General features: G+C 69.2%; 14 protein-coding genes. 5 read left to right on the top strand and 9 right to left on the bottom strand.

The features are described from left to right. Position 1: 1 nt before the first annotated feature. The 9 genes from EV657_RS03915 to EV657_RS03875 form a co-directional block, all read right to left on the bottom strand. Entirely contained in the window at positions 2-1,012 is a 1,011-nt protein-coding gene (locus EV657_RS03915; protein ID WP_208323215.1) for an imelysin family protein, read from the bottom strand. Then, on the bottom strand, positions 1,009-2,427 hold the full coding sequence (locus tag EV657_RS03910; RefSeq protein ID WP_134077194.1) for a di-heme oxidoreductase family protein: 1,419 nt from the start codon (positions 2,425-2,427) through the stop codon (positions 1,009-1,011). Before EV657_RS03910 ends, EV657_RS03915 begins: the two co-directional genes overlap by 4 nt. A 52-nt stretch (positions 2,428-2,479) precedes the next feature. Next, positions 2,480-2,965: a bacterioferritin gene (gene bfr, locus EV657_RS03905; RefSeq protein WP_075786072.1), complete on the bottom strand. Its 486-nt coding sequence runs from the start codon at positions 2,963-2,965 to the stop codon at positions 2,480-2,482. Further along, complete coding sequence (locus EV657_RS03900) at positions 2,932-3,207, bottom strand: (2Fe-2S)-binding protein (protein WP_075786071.1); 276 nt, start codon at positions 3,205-3,207, stop codon at positions 2,932-2,934. Before EV657_RS03900 ends, bfr begins: the two co-directional genes overlap by 34 nt. Positions 3,208-3,269: 62 nt before the next feature. Continuing rightward, positions 3,270-4,541 carry an imelysin family protein gene (locus tag EV657_RS03895; RefSeq protein ID WP_134077193.1) on the bottom strand — a complete coding sequence of 424 codons (1,272 nt, stop codon included), beginning with the start codon at positions 4,539-4,541 and terminating at the stop codon, positions 3,270-3,272. Positions 4,542-4,555: 14 nt separating this feature from the next. Next, the gene (locus EV657_RS03890; RefSeq protein ID WP_075786069.1) at positions 4,556-5,029 is read right to left on the bottom strand and encodes a hypothetical protein; all 474 of its coding nucleotides are present in this window, start codon (positions 5,027-5,029) and stop codon (positions 4,556-4,558) included. Positions 5,030-5,328: 299 nt separating this feature from the next. Further along, positions 5,329-6,432 (bottom strand): S-methyl-5-thioribose-1-phosphate isomerase, encoded by a 1,104-nt coding sequence (mtnA, locus tag EV657_RS03885; RefSeq protein WP_075786068.1) that lies wholly within the window; start codon positions 6,430-6,432, stop codon positions 5,329-5,331. Between the two features lie 84 nt (positions 6,433-6,516). Next, positions 6,517-7,458: a glucokinase gene (locus tag EV657_RS03880; protein WP_166673632.1), complete on the bottom strand. Its 942-nt coding sequence runs from the start codon at positions 7,456-7,458 to the stop codon at positions 6,517-6,519. After that, a complete protein-coding gene (locus EV657_RS03875; RefSeq protein ID WP_134077191.1) occupies positions 7,455-8,792 on the bottom strand; it encodes a GH1 family beta-glucosidase in 1,338 nt (445 codons plus the stop codon). The genes EV657_RS03880 and EV657_RS03875 overlap by 4 nt, the downstream gene beginning before the upstream one ends. A gap of 300 nt (positions 8,793-9,092) precedes the next feature. Between EV657_RS03875 and EV657_RS03870 the strand changes: the two genes are divergently transcribed. The 5 genes from EV657_RS03870 to EV657_RS03850 all read left to right on the top strand — a co-directional run bounded on the left by EV657_RS03870 (position 9,093) and on the right by EV657_RS03850 (position 15,391). Then, positions 9,093-10,457: an ABC transporter substrate-binding protein gene (locus EV657_RS03870; RefSeq protein WP_113669890.1), complete on the top strand. Its 1,365-nt coding sequence runs from the start codon at positions 9,093-9,095 to the stop codon at positions 10,455-10,457. A 75-nt stretch (positions 10,458-10,532) separates the two neighbouring features. Beyond that, positions 10,533-11,513 (top strand): carbohydrate ABC transporter permease, encoded by a 981-nt coding sequence (locus tag EV657_RS03865; RefSeq protein WP_113669889.1) that lies wholly within the window; start codon positions 10,533-10,535, stop codon positions 11,511-11,513. Then, on the top strand, positions 11,513-12,652 hold the full coding sequence (locus tag EV657_RS03860) for an ABC transporter permease subunit (protein ID WP_134077190.1): 1,140 nt from the start codon (positions 11,513-11,515) through the stop codon (positions 12,650-12,652). The genes EV657_RS03865 and EV657_RS03860 overlap by 1 nt, the downstream gene beginning before the upstream one ends. A 10-nt stretch (positions 12,653-12,662) precedes the next feature. Next, the gene (locus EV657_RS03855; RefSeq protein WP_134077189.1) at positions 12,663-14,297 is read left to right on the top strand and encodes an alpha-amylase family glycosyl hydrolase; all 1,635 of its coding nucleotides are present in this window, start codon (positions 12,663-12,665) and stop codon (positions 14,295-14,297) included. Further along, positions 14,297-15,391: an ABC transporter ATP-binding protein gene (locus EV657_RS03850; protein ID WP_134077188.1), complete on the top strand. Its 1,095-nt coding sequence runs from the start codon at positions 14,297-14,299 to the stop codon at positions 15,389-15,391. The genes EV657_RS03855 and EV657_RS03850 overlap by 1 nt, the downstream gene beginning before the upstream one ends. Position 15,392: the final 1 nt, after the last annotated feature.

Here is a 15,392-nt window from a genome sequence, read left to right as displayed (position 1 = left end):
GTCAGTCTCCGTCTCTCGAATTGAACCCGGCGGCGACGCCAAGCGCGGGGCCGAGGCTGGCGCGGGTTTCCTCGGCGATCTCGTGGATCGCCTGTTGCAGGATCTCGACCCTTAGCCGCCCTTGCGGCGTCGCGACCCCGGCGAAGACGGGATCGTCGAGGTCCGCGGCAAGCCGGTCGGCCCGGTCGAAATCGGCGCTCAGCGCGGCGGCGCTGGCGGGGTCCTCGGCCGCCATCAGCATGGCCAGGTCCCGCAGCGCCGTCAGCGTCACCGTCACATTGTGCAGCGACCGGCCCGACCGCCAGCTTTCGGCGCGGGTCGGGCGCGGACGCTCGAAGGTGCCAAGCGGGCGGCCGAGCCTCAGGTCGACATCGACCTGCAGCCCTTCGTGAAGCGCGGTGAAGAGGGCTTTCAGCACCTCGCGCTCGTCCTTGTAGGGGGCCTCGGGGCCGGGTTGGCGCATCAGATCGGCATAACCGTCCTGCCAGTCGGCGAGGATCGCGGCGGCAAGGGCGTGGATGTCGCGCGTCTCGGCCCGGATCAGGGCGCAGCCATAGGGCGTGGGGGGTGTGAATTGCGGATCGTACAGCAGGTATTCGAGCGCGTAGAAGCCCCGCGCCGCGACCGAGACGGTGGCGAACCCGGCCTGGCTTTCGACCACCGGGTCGGCCTCGGCGATCAGGCCTGCCAGCGCCTTCGGGGTCATCCCGCGCGGGTCGGGCCAGAAGGCCAGCGCGAAAGCGCGGTTGTCGGTCTCGGTCGGCCCGAGCCGCAGATGACTGACGCCAAGCCAGGCATCGAAGGCGGCCCCCCAGGCGGCGCGGAGCGGGTCCGATCCGGGGTCGCAATCGGCTTCGGCCGCAGCCTGAAGATCGGCGGCCGCCGCCTCGAACCGGGCGAAACCGGGCAGCACATGGCGGTCGATCACCGCCTCGGCGATATCTGCGGGGGCCGCGGCAAGGGGGGCGGCGCCCAGCGCCAGGGCGAGGGCAAGGACGGATCTTCGGATCATAGGCTCTCCAGGAAGCGGATCAGGGCGGCGCGGTCGGCCGCGGGCATCGTCGCCACGCGGTCGCGGGCGGGGGCGGCTTCGCCGCCATGCCAGAGCACGGCCTCCAGCAGGGTCCGGGCGCGGCCGTCATGCAGATAGCCCGCCTGCGGTTCCAGCGCGCGGGCGAGGCCCAGCCCCCAAAGCGGAGGCGTGCGCCATTCGCGCCCCTCGGCCCCGGCGCCGCCGTCGCTTAGCGCCGCGCCCATGTCGTGCAGCAGCAGGTCGCTATAGGGCCAGATCAGCTGAAAGCTCAGCGCGGGCGCCTCGGGCAGGCGGCGGGTGACGAAGGCGGGGCGGTGGCAGGCGGCGCAGCCGGTGTCGTGAAACACCCGCTTGCCGGCCAGCACCTCGGGGGCGTCCGCGTCGCGGCGGGCGGGCACGGCGGTGTGGCGCGCATGGCGCGTCACCAGATCGAGCGCGGTGGCCGAGATCTCGAAGCCGTCCTGTTCCGGATTGCCGCCATCGGGCGCGGCGCGACAGGCGGTCTGGGCCGGGGTGCAGTCGCCATGGCCCTCGGGATAAAGCGGCGAGCTGAGCCCGATGTCATGGGCAAAGGCATGGGCGATCTGGGCCTCCAGCGTCGGCTGCGCGGCGGTCCAGCCGAAGCGGCCCAGAACCGGGCGCCCCTCGGGGCCGGGCAACAGGCGCGCCCGGCCGGAAATGCCGTCGCCATCGGCGTCGTCGGGGTCGGCCAGCGCCAGGATCGCCTCTTCGGGGATCGCCTCGATCAGCCCGAGCCCCGCCAGCCCCGGCGCGAGGCGCGGGCTTAGGACCGTGTCCGGGTCCAGCGGGCCATAGCCCGGATCGGCCAGCGCGTAGCGGGGCTGGCGCAGGGTGACGCTTTCGCCTTCGGACAGAGCGAACTCGACCGCGTCATAGGCGACCGTCGGGCGGCCCTCGGCGGTCAGGCCCGGCAGGCTCGCGGGCTGGATCTGGCGGCCATAGACCGGATCGGGCTGAGAAAGATAGCCCTCGATGGTGGATGGATCGGGGACCGCAAGCTGCAGCATCAGCGCGACCGGCAGATCGCCGGGGCCCGCAGGCGCCGCGCCGCGCCCGCCGCCCGGATGGCAGGCCAAGCAAGACCGCGCGTTGAAGAGCGGCCCGAGCCCGTCAGAGGCGATGGTCGAGGACGGGGCCGAGACCCAGGTCCGGTCGAAAAGCGCCTGCCCGCCGCGAAAATCGAGCCCCTCGGCGCGGGGCAGGTTCGCCAGCGGCGCCGAGAAGGCGGCCGCGCCCGCGACGGTGCCCGCGCCGCCTGCCAGCGCCTCGAAAGGCTGCGGTCGGGTGAAATCGCGCGGCAGGGCGGTCGCCTCCGCGATGCGGGCCTCTTCGGCGGGGGTGAAGGGCAGGGCGGCGGCGCCCGGGCCTGTCATGGGGCCGGCGGCGGCCGCCGACCCCAGACACAGTCCCAGAAAAAGGGCGGCCTTACTCGGCCTCGTCCATCTTCGAGGCGTTGAGCAGCGCGTAATTCTCGGCGCCGACGCGGTCGTAGAGGTCAAGCTGGGTTTCGAGGAAGTCGATATGGCCCTCTTCGTCGGCCAGAAGCTCATCGAACAGCTCCTTGGTGACGTGATCCCCGGCGCCCGCGCAGTATTCCCGCGCTTCCTTGTACAGCGCACGGGCATCCTGTTCGGCGGCCAGGTCGCATTCGAGGGTCTCCTTGGGGGTCTGCCCGATGCGGAGCGGGTCGAGCTTCTGCAGGTTCGGGTGGCCCTCGAGGAACAGGATCCGCGCCATCAGCTTGTCGGCGTGGGTCATCTCCTCGATGCTTTCCTCGCGGCTCTTCTTGGCCATGTGGCCGAGCCCCCAGTCGTCCTGCAGGCGATAATGCAGCCAGTACTGGCTGATGGCGGTCAATTCGCTGCGAAGCGCGCTGTTCAGGTAGTCGATGACCTTGGGGTCGCCTTGCATGAGGTCTTGTCCTTTCTGTGCTGGGGCCTGAGGTTCTGTAGGTCCGATGGAACCTCAAGATTAGCGTTCGCGCGCATCGTGTCTAGAAAGAGTGTCATGCAATCTCCACAATCTGCGCGCTTGCCCAGCGAGCGAAAGACCTTTCCGGGGGTGACGATGGTCGCCGGGTCCGCTGCGCGCATCCAGTCGATGGCGGCGTGGATGTCGCGGTCGGTGATGCACTGGCAGTGGCAGACGATCATGCGGGACCCTCCTTCCGGAAAGCGTGGAGCCCCGGTGCTGACGGGGCTCCGGGTTCAGGACATCATTGGAAAACGGCGGCCGGGTTGTCGAGGCTGTCGGACCCCTCGACCGAGACACCGCCCACCCCGAGCGTGTCGACGACCCGCTCGATGCTTGCGGTTTGGGCAACAAGCCCGTTCACGCCGCCCATGATCAACGCCTCGCCGGCGGCGTTGCCGCGCGCGAGCATCTGGTCATAGGCGAATCCCGCCTCGGCGGCGGTCTTCAGCCGGGCGAGCGCGGCCATGGTGGCGTCGAGCCTGGTCTTCATCTCGGTATCGAGACCCGCATCCTTCGCCGCCACCAGATCCGAGACCGACGGCCCCGCGACCTCGGTGCCGTCGATCCGGGTATAGCTGCCCAGATAGACGTTCCGGATGCCGAGCCCGTCATAGTAATGGCTGTTATGGGTGTTGTCCGAGAAGCAGTCATGCTCTTCCTCGGGGTCGTTCAGCATCAGCCCCAGCCGCATCCGCTCGCCCGCCTGTTCGCCGTAGGACAGGCTCCCCATGCCGGTCAGGATCGCCGACAGCCCGGCCGAACCGTCGGCCATCACCGCCGCGCGGGCCTCGCCGTCCTCGGCCCATTGCGCGGCCATCCAGCCCAGATCCGACACCAGCAGGTCGGTCGCGGCCTTCAGATAGGCGCCGCGCCGGTCGCAATTGTCGTTGGTGCAGGCCTCGCCTGTCGCATAGTCGGTCCAGGGCCGGGTGCCCGCGCCCGGCCCGGTGCCGTTCAGATCCTGGCCCCAAAGCAGGAATTCGATGGCGTGATAGCCGGTCGCGACATTGGTCTCGATCCCGTCGGCCTCGTGCAGCGTCTCGGCCAGGAAGTCGGGCGTGATCTCGGTGGCATCGACGGTCGCGCCGGAGATTTCGAACTGCGGCGAGGCAATCACGTTGACCGCGGCCAGCGGGTTCTCGTCGGTCGGCCCGCCATAGCCCGCATCGACATAGTCGATCAGCCCCTCGTCCAGCGGCCAGGCATTCACCTTGCCTTCCCAGTCGTCGACGATCGGGTTGCCGAAGCGGAACACCTCGCTTTGCTGATAGGGCACGCGGGCGGCCAGCCAGGCGCGGCGCGCGGCGTCGAGCGCCTGCGGCGAGGGCTCGGCCACCAGCGCGTCGACCGCCGCCTGCAGGCGTTCGGCCCCGGTCAGCGCGTCGCCATAGGTGGCGGCCGCGATGTCGGCATAGGTGGTCAGCACCGCATCGGCGGCCGGAGCCTCGGCCAAAGCGGCGGTCCCGGCCATCCCGAGGGCCAGCGAGCAGGTGGCGAGCGTTGGTTTCATCATGCGTTCCCGTCCTTTCAGTGTAGTTTTTCCGCGGGCGGTCGCGACGGCTGCGGCGCCACGCCCGTCGCAAGGCGCCGGAGCGCCAGCCCCAGCCGGGTGGCCGGATCGACCAGACCGGGCGCCAGATCGGCCCGGACCAGCATCGCCGCCATCAGCATCGCGTCCTCGCGATCTCCCGCGCCGGCGGCGGCGACGAAGGTTGCAAAACAGGATTCGTCCGCCCCGAGGCAGGGGCAGGAGGCCGAATGGCGCATCAGCGGGCGCCGCCCGTACATGGCGCAGAGCGTGCAGATCGTGTTCAGGCTTTCGGCCGCGGCGCGCCCCTGCAGCGGCCCCAGACGGTCGGTCAGCTCGCGCCGCAACTCGCGCTGCGCGGCGTCGCCATCGGCCCAGAGCCGAAGGCAGCGCACCGCCCCGGCCTCGACCGGATCGAGATCGGTCAGATAGCCCACGGCGGTTCCGCCACGTCGATTGGGATCGGCAGTCATCTCTCGGGTCTCCTTGGCATCCGGCCATGGCGGACGGGGGCCAAGCCCCGTCGTCGATGCCGTCTTGAACTGGTCGGTCAGAATGCCCGGGCCTTCCGGCAGGTGGGTTCGGGTCGTGTTCGCGTCGCGCCAAAGCTGACGAAAATGCTCGGATAAGTCAACCTGAGTTTTTTGGTCGGATACGCGTCCGGCGGGCGTGGCCGGGCCGAAAATCGCGCGCCCGGGAGCGGCCCGTCTGCAAAGGAAAAAGGGCGCGCCCGGCAGGCACGCCCCTTGAAGATGCGTCGCGATGCAGGTGCTCAGTCGGCAGCGACGGTCGCGCGGTCCGGGAACAGGCGCGCCAGGCCCTCGGGGCTGGCCTCGGCCACGCCGCGTTCGGTGATGAGCCCGGTCACCAGCCGCGCGGGCGTCACGTCGAAGGCGGGGTTGCGCGCGGGCGTGCCGTCGGGCGAGATCTGCACCAGCCCGACCACGCCGCTGGGCATGCGGCCTTGCACATGGGTCACCTCGCCGCCGTCGCGTTCCTCGATCGGGATTTCCTTCACCCCGTCCCGCACCGTCCAGTCGATGGTGGGCGAGGGCAGGGCCACGTAGAAGGGCACGCCGTTATCCTTGGCGGCCAGCGCCTTCAGATAGGTGCCGATCTTGTTGCAGACATCGCCCTGCGCCGTGGTGCGGTCGGTGCCGACGATGCACAGGTCGATCTCGCCATGCTGCATCAGATGGCCGCCCGCGTTGTCCACGATCAGGTCGTGGCTGACGCCGTGATGGTTCATCTCCCAGGCGGTCAGCTGGGCGCCCTGGTTGCGCGGCCGGGTCTCGTCGACGAAGACATGCACGTCGATCCCGGCCTCGATCGCGTGATAGATCGGCGAGGTCGCGGTGCCCCAGTCGACGGTCGCCAGCCAGCCCGCATTGCAATGGGTCAGCACGTTGACCCGCTTGCCGCCCTTCCGCGCAGAGATGGCGCGGATCAGCTCGAGCCCGTTCAGCCCGATCCGGCGGTTGATCTCGACATCCTCGTCGCAGATCTCGGCGGCGCGTCGGAAGGCGGCGGCGGCGCGTTCGGACGGCGGCAGCGGCTTCAGCACCCGGGTCATCTCGTCCAGCGCCCAGCGCAGGTTGATCGCGGTCGGCCGGGTGGCGTGCAGCACCTCCCAGGTTTCCGCCAGCGCCGCGTCGGACGCGTCATGGGCCATCTGCACCGCCACCCCATAGGCGGCCGTGGCCCCGATCAGGGGCGCGCCCCTGACCCACATGTCGCGGATCGCCGAGGCGAAGTCGCGCCGGTTGGTCAGCGCGACGATCCGCAGTTCGTGCGGCAGCCAGCGCTGGTCGATGATCTTCACCGCTCCATCGGACTCGCGCCAGATGGACCGAAAATGGGTCCCGTCGATCTTCATGGCCCCTGGATCCTTTCCTTCACCCTTCCACCCCGGTTGCGTTTTGGCCTGCCCGCAGGCCGTCGGCAAACGCGGTCAGTCGTCTCACTCGGCACTTGCCAGATATCCCGCGCAGCCCGTCAGGGCGGCGGAATCGTCGGTCACGGTTAACACCCGAAAGGCGCGCATCAGCTCCGCGAACCGGCCCTTGCGGCGGAACGCGTCGGCAAACCCCATGGGGTCTGCAAGCGGCGTGACCGCACAGGCCATGCCGCCGATCAGGTAGATCCCGCCATAGGGCAGGTGATTGAGCGCCAGATCCCCCGCCACCGTCCCCAGAAGCCGCACGAAAGTCTCGGCCGCCCGGCGTGCCTCGGGATCGGTGTCCAGCGCGGCCAGTACGCCGTGGCCGTCCAGCCGGCGGGGCGCGCCCGCCTCGGCCGTCGCCCAGTCGTAAAGCCGGCCCAGCCCGCGCCCCGACAGCGCCTCCTCGACCGGGGCGAAGCCGTCGGGTTCGGCGAGGAAGCGCGCCAGCGACAGCGTTTCGGCATCGCCGACCGGCAGCGACACCTGCCCGGCCTCGGCCTCGGTGACGAGGGTGCCATGGGGCAGGGCATGGACGGCGGCCGCGTTGAAGCCGGTGCCGATCCCGATCACCAGACGCGGGCCGCCGGGCTGCGCCGGGCCCTCCAGCACCGTTTCCAGCGCCGCGGGCGCGATATGGTCCAGCGCATGGCCCTGTGCGGCCATGTCGTTCAGCAGCTTGACCCGCCCGGTCCCGGCGACCCGGGCGATGGCCGCTTCCTCGATGATCCAGTCGAGATTGGTCAGCTTGCCGCGCCCGTGCCGCACCGGCCCGGCCAGCGCCGCGCAGGCGCCGTCGATCTCGGGCGAGCCCGCCTCGGCCAGATAGGCCGCCAGCACATCGGTCAGGTCCGGGTGGTCGGCATTGCGAAAGCGCCGGACCGAGCCCGGCACCGGCACCGGCCCCTCGGCCAGCGCGACGCGGGTATTGGTGCCTCCGATATCGGCGACGAGCGCGGTCACGGCCTTCGGTCCTCCAGCATGCGTTTCAGCGCGTGGTAAGACGCCTTGGGGGTGCGCTGCAAGCTCTCGAAATCGACATGTACGAGGCCAAAGCGCTTGCCGTAGCCGAAGGCCCATTCGTAATTGTCCAGAAGCGACCAGACGATATAGCCCTTCAGCGGCACGCCCTCGGCAATGGCCTCGCGCGCGGCGGCCAGATGGCTGGACAGAAAGGCGATGCGGTCCTCGTCATGGATCTCGGGACCGGTCGCGCCCGCGACCGGCGTATCGGGCGCGGCCATGCCGTTTTCGGTGACGTAAAGCGGCAGATCGCCGGTATGGCTTCCGCTGATCCAGCGCAGAAGGTCGGGCAGGGCCATCGGCGCGATTTCCCAGCCCATGTCGGTCTTGCGGCCAGGGCCGGGCACCTCGACCCAGTTGGGCCAGGGGCCGGGGGCATGGGTGATACGCTTGACGGTGTAATAGTTGACGCCGAGCCAGTCGATCGGCGCCCCTATGGCGTCGAGATCGGCCTGCCAGCCGCGCGGCAGATGCGGGCCGAGCCCCTCGAGCGCAAGCTCGGGATAGGCCCCGCGCGCCACGCCCCCGAGGAAGAACCGGTTGAAGACCGCGTCATAGCGCAGCGTCGCGGCGCGCGCCGCCTCGCCGGGTTCGGCCGGGAAGGCGGGCTCGAAATTCAGCACGATCCCGATCTGGCCGACGCCTGCGGCCCGAAGCGCTGCCAGGCCCAGCCCGTGGCCCAGCGCCAGATGGTGCATCGCCCGGGCCGTGGCGCGGATGTCGCGCAGGCCGGGCGCATGGACGCCCGTGAAATGCCCGAGCCACCCGGCGCACCAGGGCTCGTTCAGCGTGGCCCAGGACCAGACCCGGTCGCCCAGCCTCTCGGCCATCAGCGCCGCGAAATCGCCAAAGCGCAGCGCCGTGTCGCGATTGGTCCAGCCGCCCAGATCGGCCAGCGCGGACGGAAGCTCCCAGTGATACAGCGTCAGCGCCGGTTTCAGTCCGCGCGCCAGCGTCGCGTCGACCAGCCGGTCGTAGAAATCGAGCCCCTCGGGATCGGGCGTGCCCGCGCCTTCGGGCAGGACCCGCGCCCAGGAGGTCGAGAACCGGTAGATGTCGAACCCGGCCGCCGCGACCAGATCGAGATCCTCGGTGCAGCGGTCGAGATGGCCGCAGGCGCGCCGCCCGTCGGCGGCCCCCGCGACATTGCCGGGCGTCGCGGCAAAGCTGTCCCAATGGCAGGGCCCGGCGCCGCCCGTGCCCTCGATCTGATAGGCGGAGGTCGCCGTTCCGAACAGGAAGCCGGGCGGAAAATCGGCGCGGGTGGGCGGCATGGGCTCCTCCGGGGCGGGATCGGTCGCGGCGGGCGGGGCTATTCGGGCGGGGCTGACCCCATGCTTGCGTGACAGGGCCAAGGCGTCAAGCATCCGTCCCGAACGGCGGTTTCGGGGGTGCGCAGAGGCCCTGCCTCGCGCCTCGGTTGACAGCCCGGCAGCCATCGGCCACCGTTCGAGGACGACTCCCCCGGGGGCGTGCCTGCCCCCGGACGGGTGCACCACGACGACAGAGAACGTCGGAAGAATGACTGGACAACGACTGGGCCGGCCGGCGGGCGGGTCCGAGGGGAGGTCGACATGCAACTTATCAGGATGGCCGGTGCCACGGCCGCCGCGCTGGCCCTGTTCGCGGGCACGGCCGGGGCGCAGGCGCTGAAATTCACGCCGGGCGAGGATGCGCGGTTTTCGTGGGACAGCTACGAGGCGTTTGCCGACAGCCACGATCTGAGCGGCCAGATCCTGGACATTTCGGGGGTCTGGATCGGCCCCGACAAGGATCTGGTCGAAAGCGTGCTGGCCTATTTCGAGGCCGCGACCGGCGCGCGCGTGCGCTATTCGGGGTCCGACAGTTTCGAACAGGATATCGTCATCGCCGCCCAGGCGGGGTCTGCGCCCAATATCGCGGTGTTCCCGCAGCCGGGGCTGGCCGCCGACATGGCGCGGCGCGGGTTTCTCACGCCGCTGGGCCCCGAGACCGCCGACTGGGTGCGCGAGAACTACGCCGCGGGCGACAGCTGGGTCGATCTCGGAACCTATGCCGATGAAGGCGGCACCGAGGCGCTATATGGCTTCTTCTACAAGGTCGACGTGAAGTCCCTGGTCTGGTACGCGCCCGATGCCTTCGCCGAGGCAGGCTACGAGATCCCCGGGACGCTGGAGGATCTGAAGGCGCTGACCGAACGGATCGCGGACGACGGCGGCACGCCCTGGTGCATCGGGCTCGGGTCCGGCGCGGCCACGGGCTGGCCCGCCACCGACTGGGTCGAGGACCTGATGCTGCGCCGCGAGCCGCCCGAAACCTACGATGCCTGGGTCAGCCACCAGATCCCCTTCGACGACCCGGCCGTGGTCGGGGCGATCGAGGCCTATGGCTGGTTCGCGCGGAACGACGCCTTCGTCGAGGGCGGGTCGCAGGCGGTCGCGACCACCGATTTCCGCGAAAGCCCGGCCGGGCTCTTCAGCTTTCCGCCGGGCTGCTACATGCACCGGCAGGCCAGCTTCATCGACACCTATTTCCCCGCTGGCACCGAAATCGGGCTCGATGTCGATTTCTTCTACTTCCCGGCCTCGGCCGAGCGCGATCTGGGCACACCGGTTCTGGGGGCGGGCACGCTCTGGGCGATCACCCGCGACAGCGAGGCGGCGCATGCCTTCATCGATTTCCTGAAGACGCCCATCGCCCATGAGGTCTGGATGGCGCAGTCGGGCTTTCTGACGCCGTTCACCGGCGCCAGTCCCGAGGCCTACGCGACCGACAGCATGCGCGCCCAGGGCGAGATCCTGACCAGCGCCACGACCTTCCGCTTCGACGGGTCCGACCTGATGCCGGGCGAAGTCGGGGCGGATGCGTTCTGGAAGGGCATGGTCGATTACACGACCGGCCGGAAGGACGCCGAGACCGCGGCGCATGACATCGAGCAACGCTGGAGCTCGATCCGCTAGCGCGCCGGAGGAGGGCAAGCCGGGGCCGGGCGAAGATCCGGCCCCGACGATCGGGCCGGAACGGGAGGACCGCCAATGTCGCCCTTGCTGCAGGGGATGGTGACGATCCTGATCGGGGTCGGGGGTTGCGTGGGGTATTTCTACGCGGCGAACCTGCTGCTCGACCGGGTGATCTTTCCGCCCTCGGGCCGCGACCCGGGGCGCAACATCTCGCGCGCCAATGCGGTCCGGCCCTGGCTGTTCCTCGCGCCCGCGATGGCGGCGCTGGGGCTTTACCTCGTCTATCCGGTCGTGGGCTCGTTCTGGCGCTCGCTTTACAACCGCGATGGCGGCAGCTTCATCGGGCTGGGCAACTACACCGATCTGGCGGCCGATCCGGCCTTCCGCACCGCGCTTTTCAACAATCTTCTGTGGGTGCTGGTGGTGCCCGCGGCCTCGACCTTCCTGGGGCTGATCGCGGCGCAGCTGACCGACCGCATCCGCTGGGGCAACATCGCCAAGTCGATGATCTTCATGCCGATGGCAATCTCCTTCGTCGGTGCCTCGCTGATCTGGAAATTCGTCTACGCGAACGAGGCCGATATCGGGCTGATCAACGCGATCCGGGCCGGGCTCGGGTTTCAGGACCCCATCGACGTGATCCAGATCCCGTTCTGGAACACCTTCTTCCTGATGGCGATCCTGATCTGGATCCAGACCGGCTTTGCCATGGTGATCCTGTCGGCGGCGCTGCGCGGCATTCCCGACGAGACCATCGAGGCCGCGATCCTCGACGGCGCCAACCCGTTCCAGATCTTCTTCCGGGTGATGGTGCCGCAGATCACCGGCACCATCGTCGTGGTCTGGACCACCATCACCATCCTCGTGCTGAAGGTCTTCGACATCGTCTACACCATGACGGGCGGCAATTTCGGCACCCAGATCCTGCCCAGCTACATGATGAGCTACATGTTCAAGGATGACGGGCGCGCCACCGCGGTGGCCTTCGTCATCATGCTGATCGTGCTGCCGGTGATGGTCTGGAACATCCTTCAGGCCCGCAAGGAGATGCGCTGATGGACGGCCATGCCGGAGCGAAATCGCGGCTGACCTGGGCGGTGCATCTGACGGTGGCGGCGCTGGTCGTGCTGTGGCTGGTGCCGACCGTGGGGCTTCTGGTGTCGTCCTTCCGCGACCGCGACCAGATCTCGGCCTCGGGCTGGTGGGAGGCGCCTTTGCCGGTGGAACAGACCTACCGGCTGCGCACCGATCCGGGCGCGGCAGTCGAACGCCACGGGCGGTTCGTCCTCAGCGGCAATGTCTTCGACAGCGGGGACAGCGCCGGGACGGGCACGGTCACGGGCTTTGGCGTCACGGGCCGCGCGCCGGCCGAATTCGCGCCGGGTGCGACCGCCGATCTGCGCGGCGGCGGCCGGCTGACGGTGGCGGCCGATGGCAGCTTCACGGCGCAGGCGGACGCGCCCTTCGGCCGGCGCGGCCCCACGATCTATTTCGAGGCCGAGACCCCGCCCAAGGTCACGCTCGACAATTACCGCATGGTTCTGGGCGCCGACGGCATGGACCGGGCCTTCGTCAACACGCTGACGGTGACGATCCCGGCCACGGTCATTCCGATCCTGATCGCGGCCTTCGCGGCCTATGCGCTGGCCTGGATGGAGTTCCCGGGCCGGGGCCTGCTGATCGCGGCGGTGGTGGGGCTGCTGGTGGTGCCGCTGCAACTGGCGCTGGTGCCGCTTCTGCGGCTGCATGAGGCGGTGGGGATCGGCCAGAGCTTCATGGGCATCTGGTTCGCCCATACCGGGTTCGGCCTGCCGCTGGCGGTCTATCTTCTGCGCAACTACATGGCCGGGCTGCCGCGCGACATCATCGAAAGCGCAAAGGTCGACGGCGCCACCGATTTCCAGGTCTTCACGCGGATCGTGCTGCCGCTGAGCTTTCCGGCACTGGCGAGCTTCGCGATCTTCCAGTTCCTCTGGACCTGGAACGACCTGCTGGTCGCCAAGGTCTTCCTGCCCGCCGCCTCGGAAACCAAGGTGATGACGGTCAAGATCGCCGACGACCTTCTGGGCTCGCACGGGGGCGACTGGGGCATCCTGGCGGCCGCGGCCTTCATCTCGATGGCGGTGCCGCTGGCGGTCTTCTTCGCGCTGCAACGGTATCTGGTGCGCGGCCTTCTGGCCGGGTCGGTGAAATGAGGAGGCGGGTTTGGCCCTGAACGACGATCCCGACTGGTGGCGCGGCGCGGTGATCTACCAGATCTACCCGCGCAGCTTTCAGGATTCGAACAATGACGGGGTGGGCGATCTGCCGGGCATCATCCGGCGGCTGCCGCATGTCGCCTCGCTGGGGGTGGACGCGATCTGGATCTCGCCCTTCTTCCCCTCGCCGATGAAGGATTTCGGCTACGACATCTCGGAATATTGCGATGTCGATCCGCTGTTCGGCAGCCTTGCCGATTTCGACGCGCTGGTCGCGGCCGCCCATGGCTGCGGGTTGCGGGTGATGATCGACCTCGTTCTGTCGCATTCCTCGGACCGCCACCCCTGGTTCGTCGAAAGCCGGTCGAGCCGCACCAACCCAAGGGCCGACTGGTATGTCTGGTCGGACCCCAGGCCCGACGGCACGCCGCCCAACAACTGGCTGTCGATCTTCGGCGGCCCGGCCTGGGCCTGGGACCCGGGGCGCGAGCAGTATTTCCTGCACAATTTCCTGGCCTCGCAGCCCGATCTGAACCTGCATTGCAAGGCGGTGCAGCAGGCCATCTTCGACACCGCGCGGTTCTGGCTGGATCGGGGCGTCGACGGGTTTCGCCTGGACACCATCAATTTCTACTTTTGCGACAAGGAGTTACGCTCCAATCCTCCGTTGCCGGTCGAAGAGCGCAACGACAATATCGCGCCCCGGGTGAACCCCTACAATCACCAGCTTCACCTTTACGACAAGAACCAGCCAGAAAATATTGATTTCCTGAGAAAATTCAGAGCCACTCGGGACGAGTACGGCGCTGTTGCGCTGGGCGAGGTGGGCGACGCGCAAAGCGATCTGGAAATCCTCGGGCAATATACCTCGGGCGGCGACAAGGTGCAGATGTGCTATGCCTTCGATTTTCTCGGCAGCGCGCCGCTGACCGCCGCGCGCATCGCCGCGGTCTATGCGCGGCTCGACCGGGTCGCGGCCGAGGGCTGGGTCTGCTGGGCACTGTCCAACCACGATGTCGTGCGCCACCCGACCCGCTGGGGCCTGTCGCCTGCGGCATTGCGCGGGTTTCTGACGCTGACGCTCTGCCTCAAGGGCTCGGTCTGTCTTTATCAGGGCGAAGAGCTGGGCCTGCCCGAGGCCGATGTGCCCTTCGAGGCGCTGCAGGACCCTTACGGCATCGCCTTCTGGCCCGAATTCAAGGGACGTGACGGCTGTCGCACGCCGATGGTCTGGGCCGCCGAGGAATTGCATGCGGGGTTTTCCCTCGCGCCGCGCACCTGGCTGCCGATCCCCGAGACCCATATCGGGCTGGCCGTGGCGGCGCAGGAGCATGCGCCCGAGGCGCCGATCCACCATTACCGCCGCGCCATCGCCTTTCGCCATGCCAATCCGGTGCTGGCGCGCGGCGCGATGGACAGGGTGCGCGCCGAGGGCAATGTGCTGTCCTTCCGGCGCCGCGACGCGACGGCCGAGATGTTCGTGGCGATCAATCTGGGCGAGACGCCCGCCGCGCTGGTCCCGCCCGGGGGCGACTGGCGGCCGCTGGGTGCCGAAATCAACGCCGCCCGGCCGGGGGCCGACGGGCTGGTGCATCTGGGACCGTGGCAGCCCTCGCTGATGCTGCGGCGGAAGGGGGCGTGATGGCGGGTCTGACACTCAGCGGCGTGGGCAAGAGCTATGGCGCGGTCGAGGTGCTGAAGGGGATCGACCTCGAGATCGAGACCGGCGAGCTGGTGGTCTTCGTGGGCCCCTCGGGCTGTGGCAAGTCCACGCTTCTGCGGATGATCGCGGGGCTCGAACGGATCACCGCGGGGACCCTGACCATCGACGGGGTGAGGGTGAACGACGTGCCGCCTGCCCAGCGCGGCATCGCCATGGTGTTCCAGTCCTACGCGCTTTACCCGCATATGAGCGTGCGCGACAACATGGCCTTCGCGCTGAAGATCGCGGGGCGCTCGCGCGACGAGATCGACGCCGCAGTGACGCGCGCCGCGCGCAGGCTGCAGCTCGAGCCCTATCTCGACCGGCTGCCCAAGGCGCTGTCGGGCGGCCAGCGCCAGCGCGTGGCCATCGGCCGGGCCATCGTGCGCGACCCCAAGGTCTATCTCTTCGACGAGCCGCTCTCGAACCTCGACGCGGCGCTGCGCGTGGCCACCCGGATCGAGATCGCCCAGCTTAAGGAGGCGATGCCCGACAGCACGATGATCTATGTCACCCATGATCAGGTCGAGGCGATGACGCTGGCCAGCCGCATCGTGGTTCTGGCCGACAAGGGCGTGGCCCAGGTCGGTCCGCCGCTCGAGCTTTACGAGAAGCCGCGCTCGGAATTCGTGGCCCAGTTCATCGGCAGCCCGGCGATGAACCTGCTGGAGGGTGCGATTTCAGGCACCGGCGAGACGACAGAGGTGCGGCTGGCGGCGGGCGGCGGCACCATTGCCTCGAAGGTGCCGACCGAGCCCGGCGACAAGGGGCGCAAGGTCCGGGTCGGCATCCGCCCCGAGGACATGGAGGCGACCGATGGCGAGGATTACGCCTTCGAGGGCCGGGTCGAGATCCTAGAGGCCCTGGGCGAGGTCACCCAGCTCTATTTCGAGCGCGCAGACCCCGAGGCCGATCCGGTGATCGCCAAGCTGGCCGGGGTCCATGCCGGGCTGCGCGGCAAGACCCTCAGGATGACCGCCGATCCGGGCCGGGTGCATCTCTTCGCCGGGGGGCGGTCGCTGCTCTGGCGATAGC

Origin of the sequence: Rhodovulum visakhapatnamense (assembly GCF_004365965.1) — a bacterium.
In the GTDB taxonomy this organism is placed as follows: domain Bacteria; phylum Pseudomonadota; class Alphaproteobacteria; order Rhodobacterales; family Rhodobacteraceae; genus Rhodovulum; species Rhodovulum visakhapatnamense.
This window is presented reverse-complemented; position numbering and strand designations above follow the sequence as displayed.

Bases quoted from the DNA above. Each gene is read 5' to 3' on its own strand.
- EV657_RS03915 (WP_208323215.1), bottom strand. From the start codon at position 1,012: ATGATCCGAAGATCCGTCCTTGCCCTCGCCCTGGCGCTGGGCGCCGCC.
- EV657_RS03910 (WP_134077194.1), bottom strand. From the start codon at position 2,427: ATGACAGGCCCGGGCGCCGCCGCCCTGCCCTTCACCCCCGCCGAAGAG.
- bfr (WP_075786072.1), bottom strand. From the start codon at position 2,965: ATGCAAGGCGACCCCAAGGTCATCGACTACCTGAACAGCGCGCTTCGC.
- EV657_RS03900 (WP_075786071.1), bottom strand. From the start codon at position 3,207: ATGATCGTCTGCCACTGCCAGTGCATCACCGACCGCGACATCCACGCC.
- EV657_RS03895 (WP_134077193.1), bottom strand. From the start codon at position 4,541: ATGATGAAACCAACGCTCGCCACCTGCTCGCTGGCCCTCGGGATGGCC.
- EV657_RS03890 (WP_075786069.1), bottom strand. From the start codon at position 5,029: ATGACTGCCGATCCCAATCGACGTGGCGGAACCGCCGTGGGCTATCTG.
- mtnA (WP_075786068.1), bottom strand. From the start codon at position 6,432: ATGAAGATCGACGGGACCCATTTTCGGTCCATCTGGCGCGAGTCCGAT.
- EV657_RS03875 (WP_134077191.1), bottom strand. From the start codon at position 8,792: ATGCCGCCCACCCGCGCCGATTTTCCGCCCGGCTTCCTGTTCGGAACG.
- EV657_RS03870 (WP_113669890.1), top strand. From the start codon at position 9,093: ATGCAACTTATCAGGATGGCCGGTGCCACGGCCGCCGCGCTGGCCCTG.
- EV657_RS03865 (WP_113669889.1), top strand. From the start codon at position 10,533: ATGTCGCCCTTGCTGCAGGGGATGGTGACGATCCTGATCGGGGTCGGG.
- EV657_RS03860 (WP_134077190.1), top strand. From the start codon at position 11,513: ATGGACGGCCATGCCGGAGCGAAATCGCGGCTGACCTGGGCGGTGCAT.
- EV657_RS03850 (WP_134077188.1), top strand. From the start codon at position 14,297: ATGGCGGGTCTGACACTCAGCGGCGTGGGCAAGAGCTATGGCGCGGTC.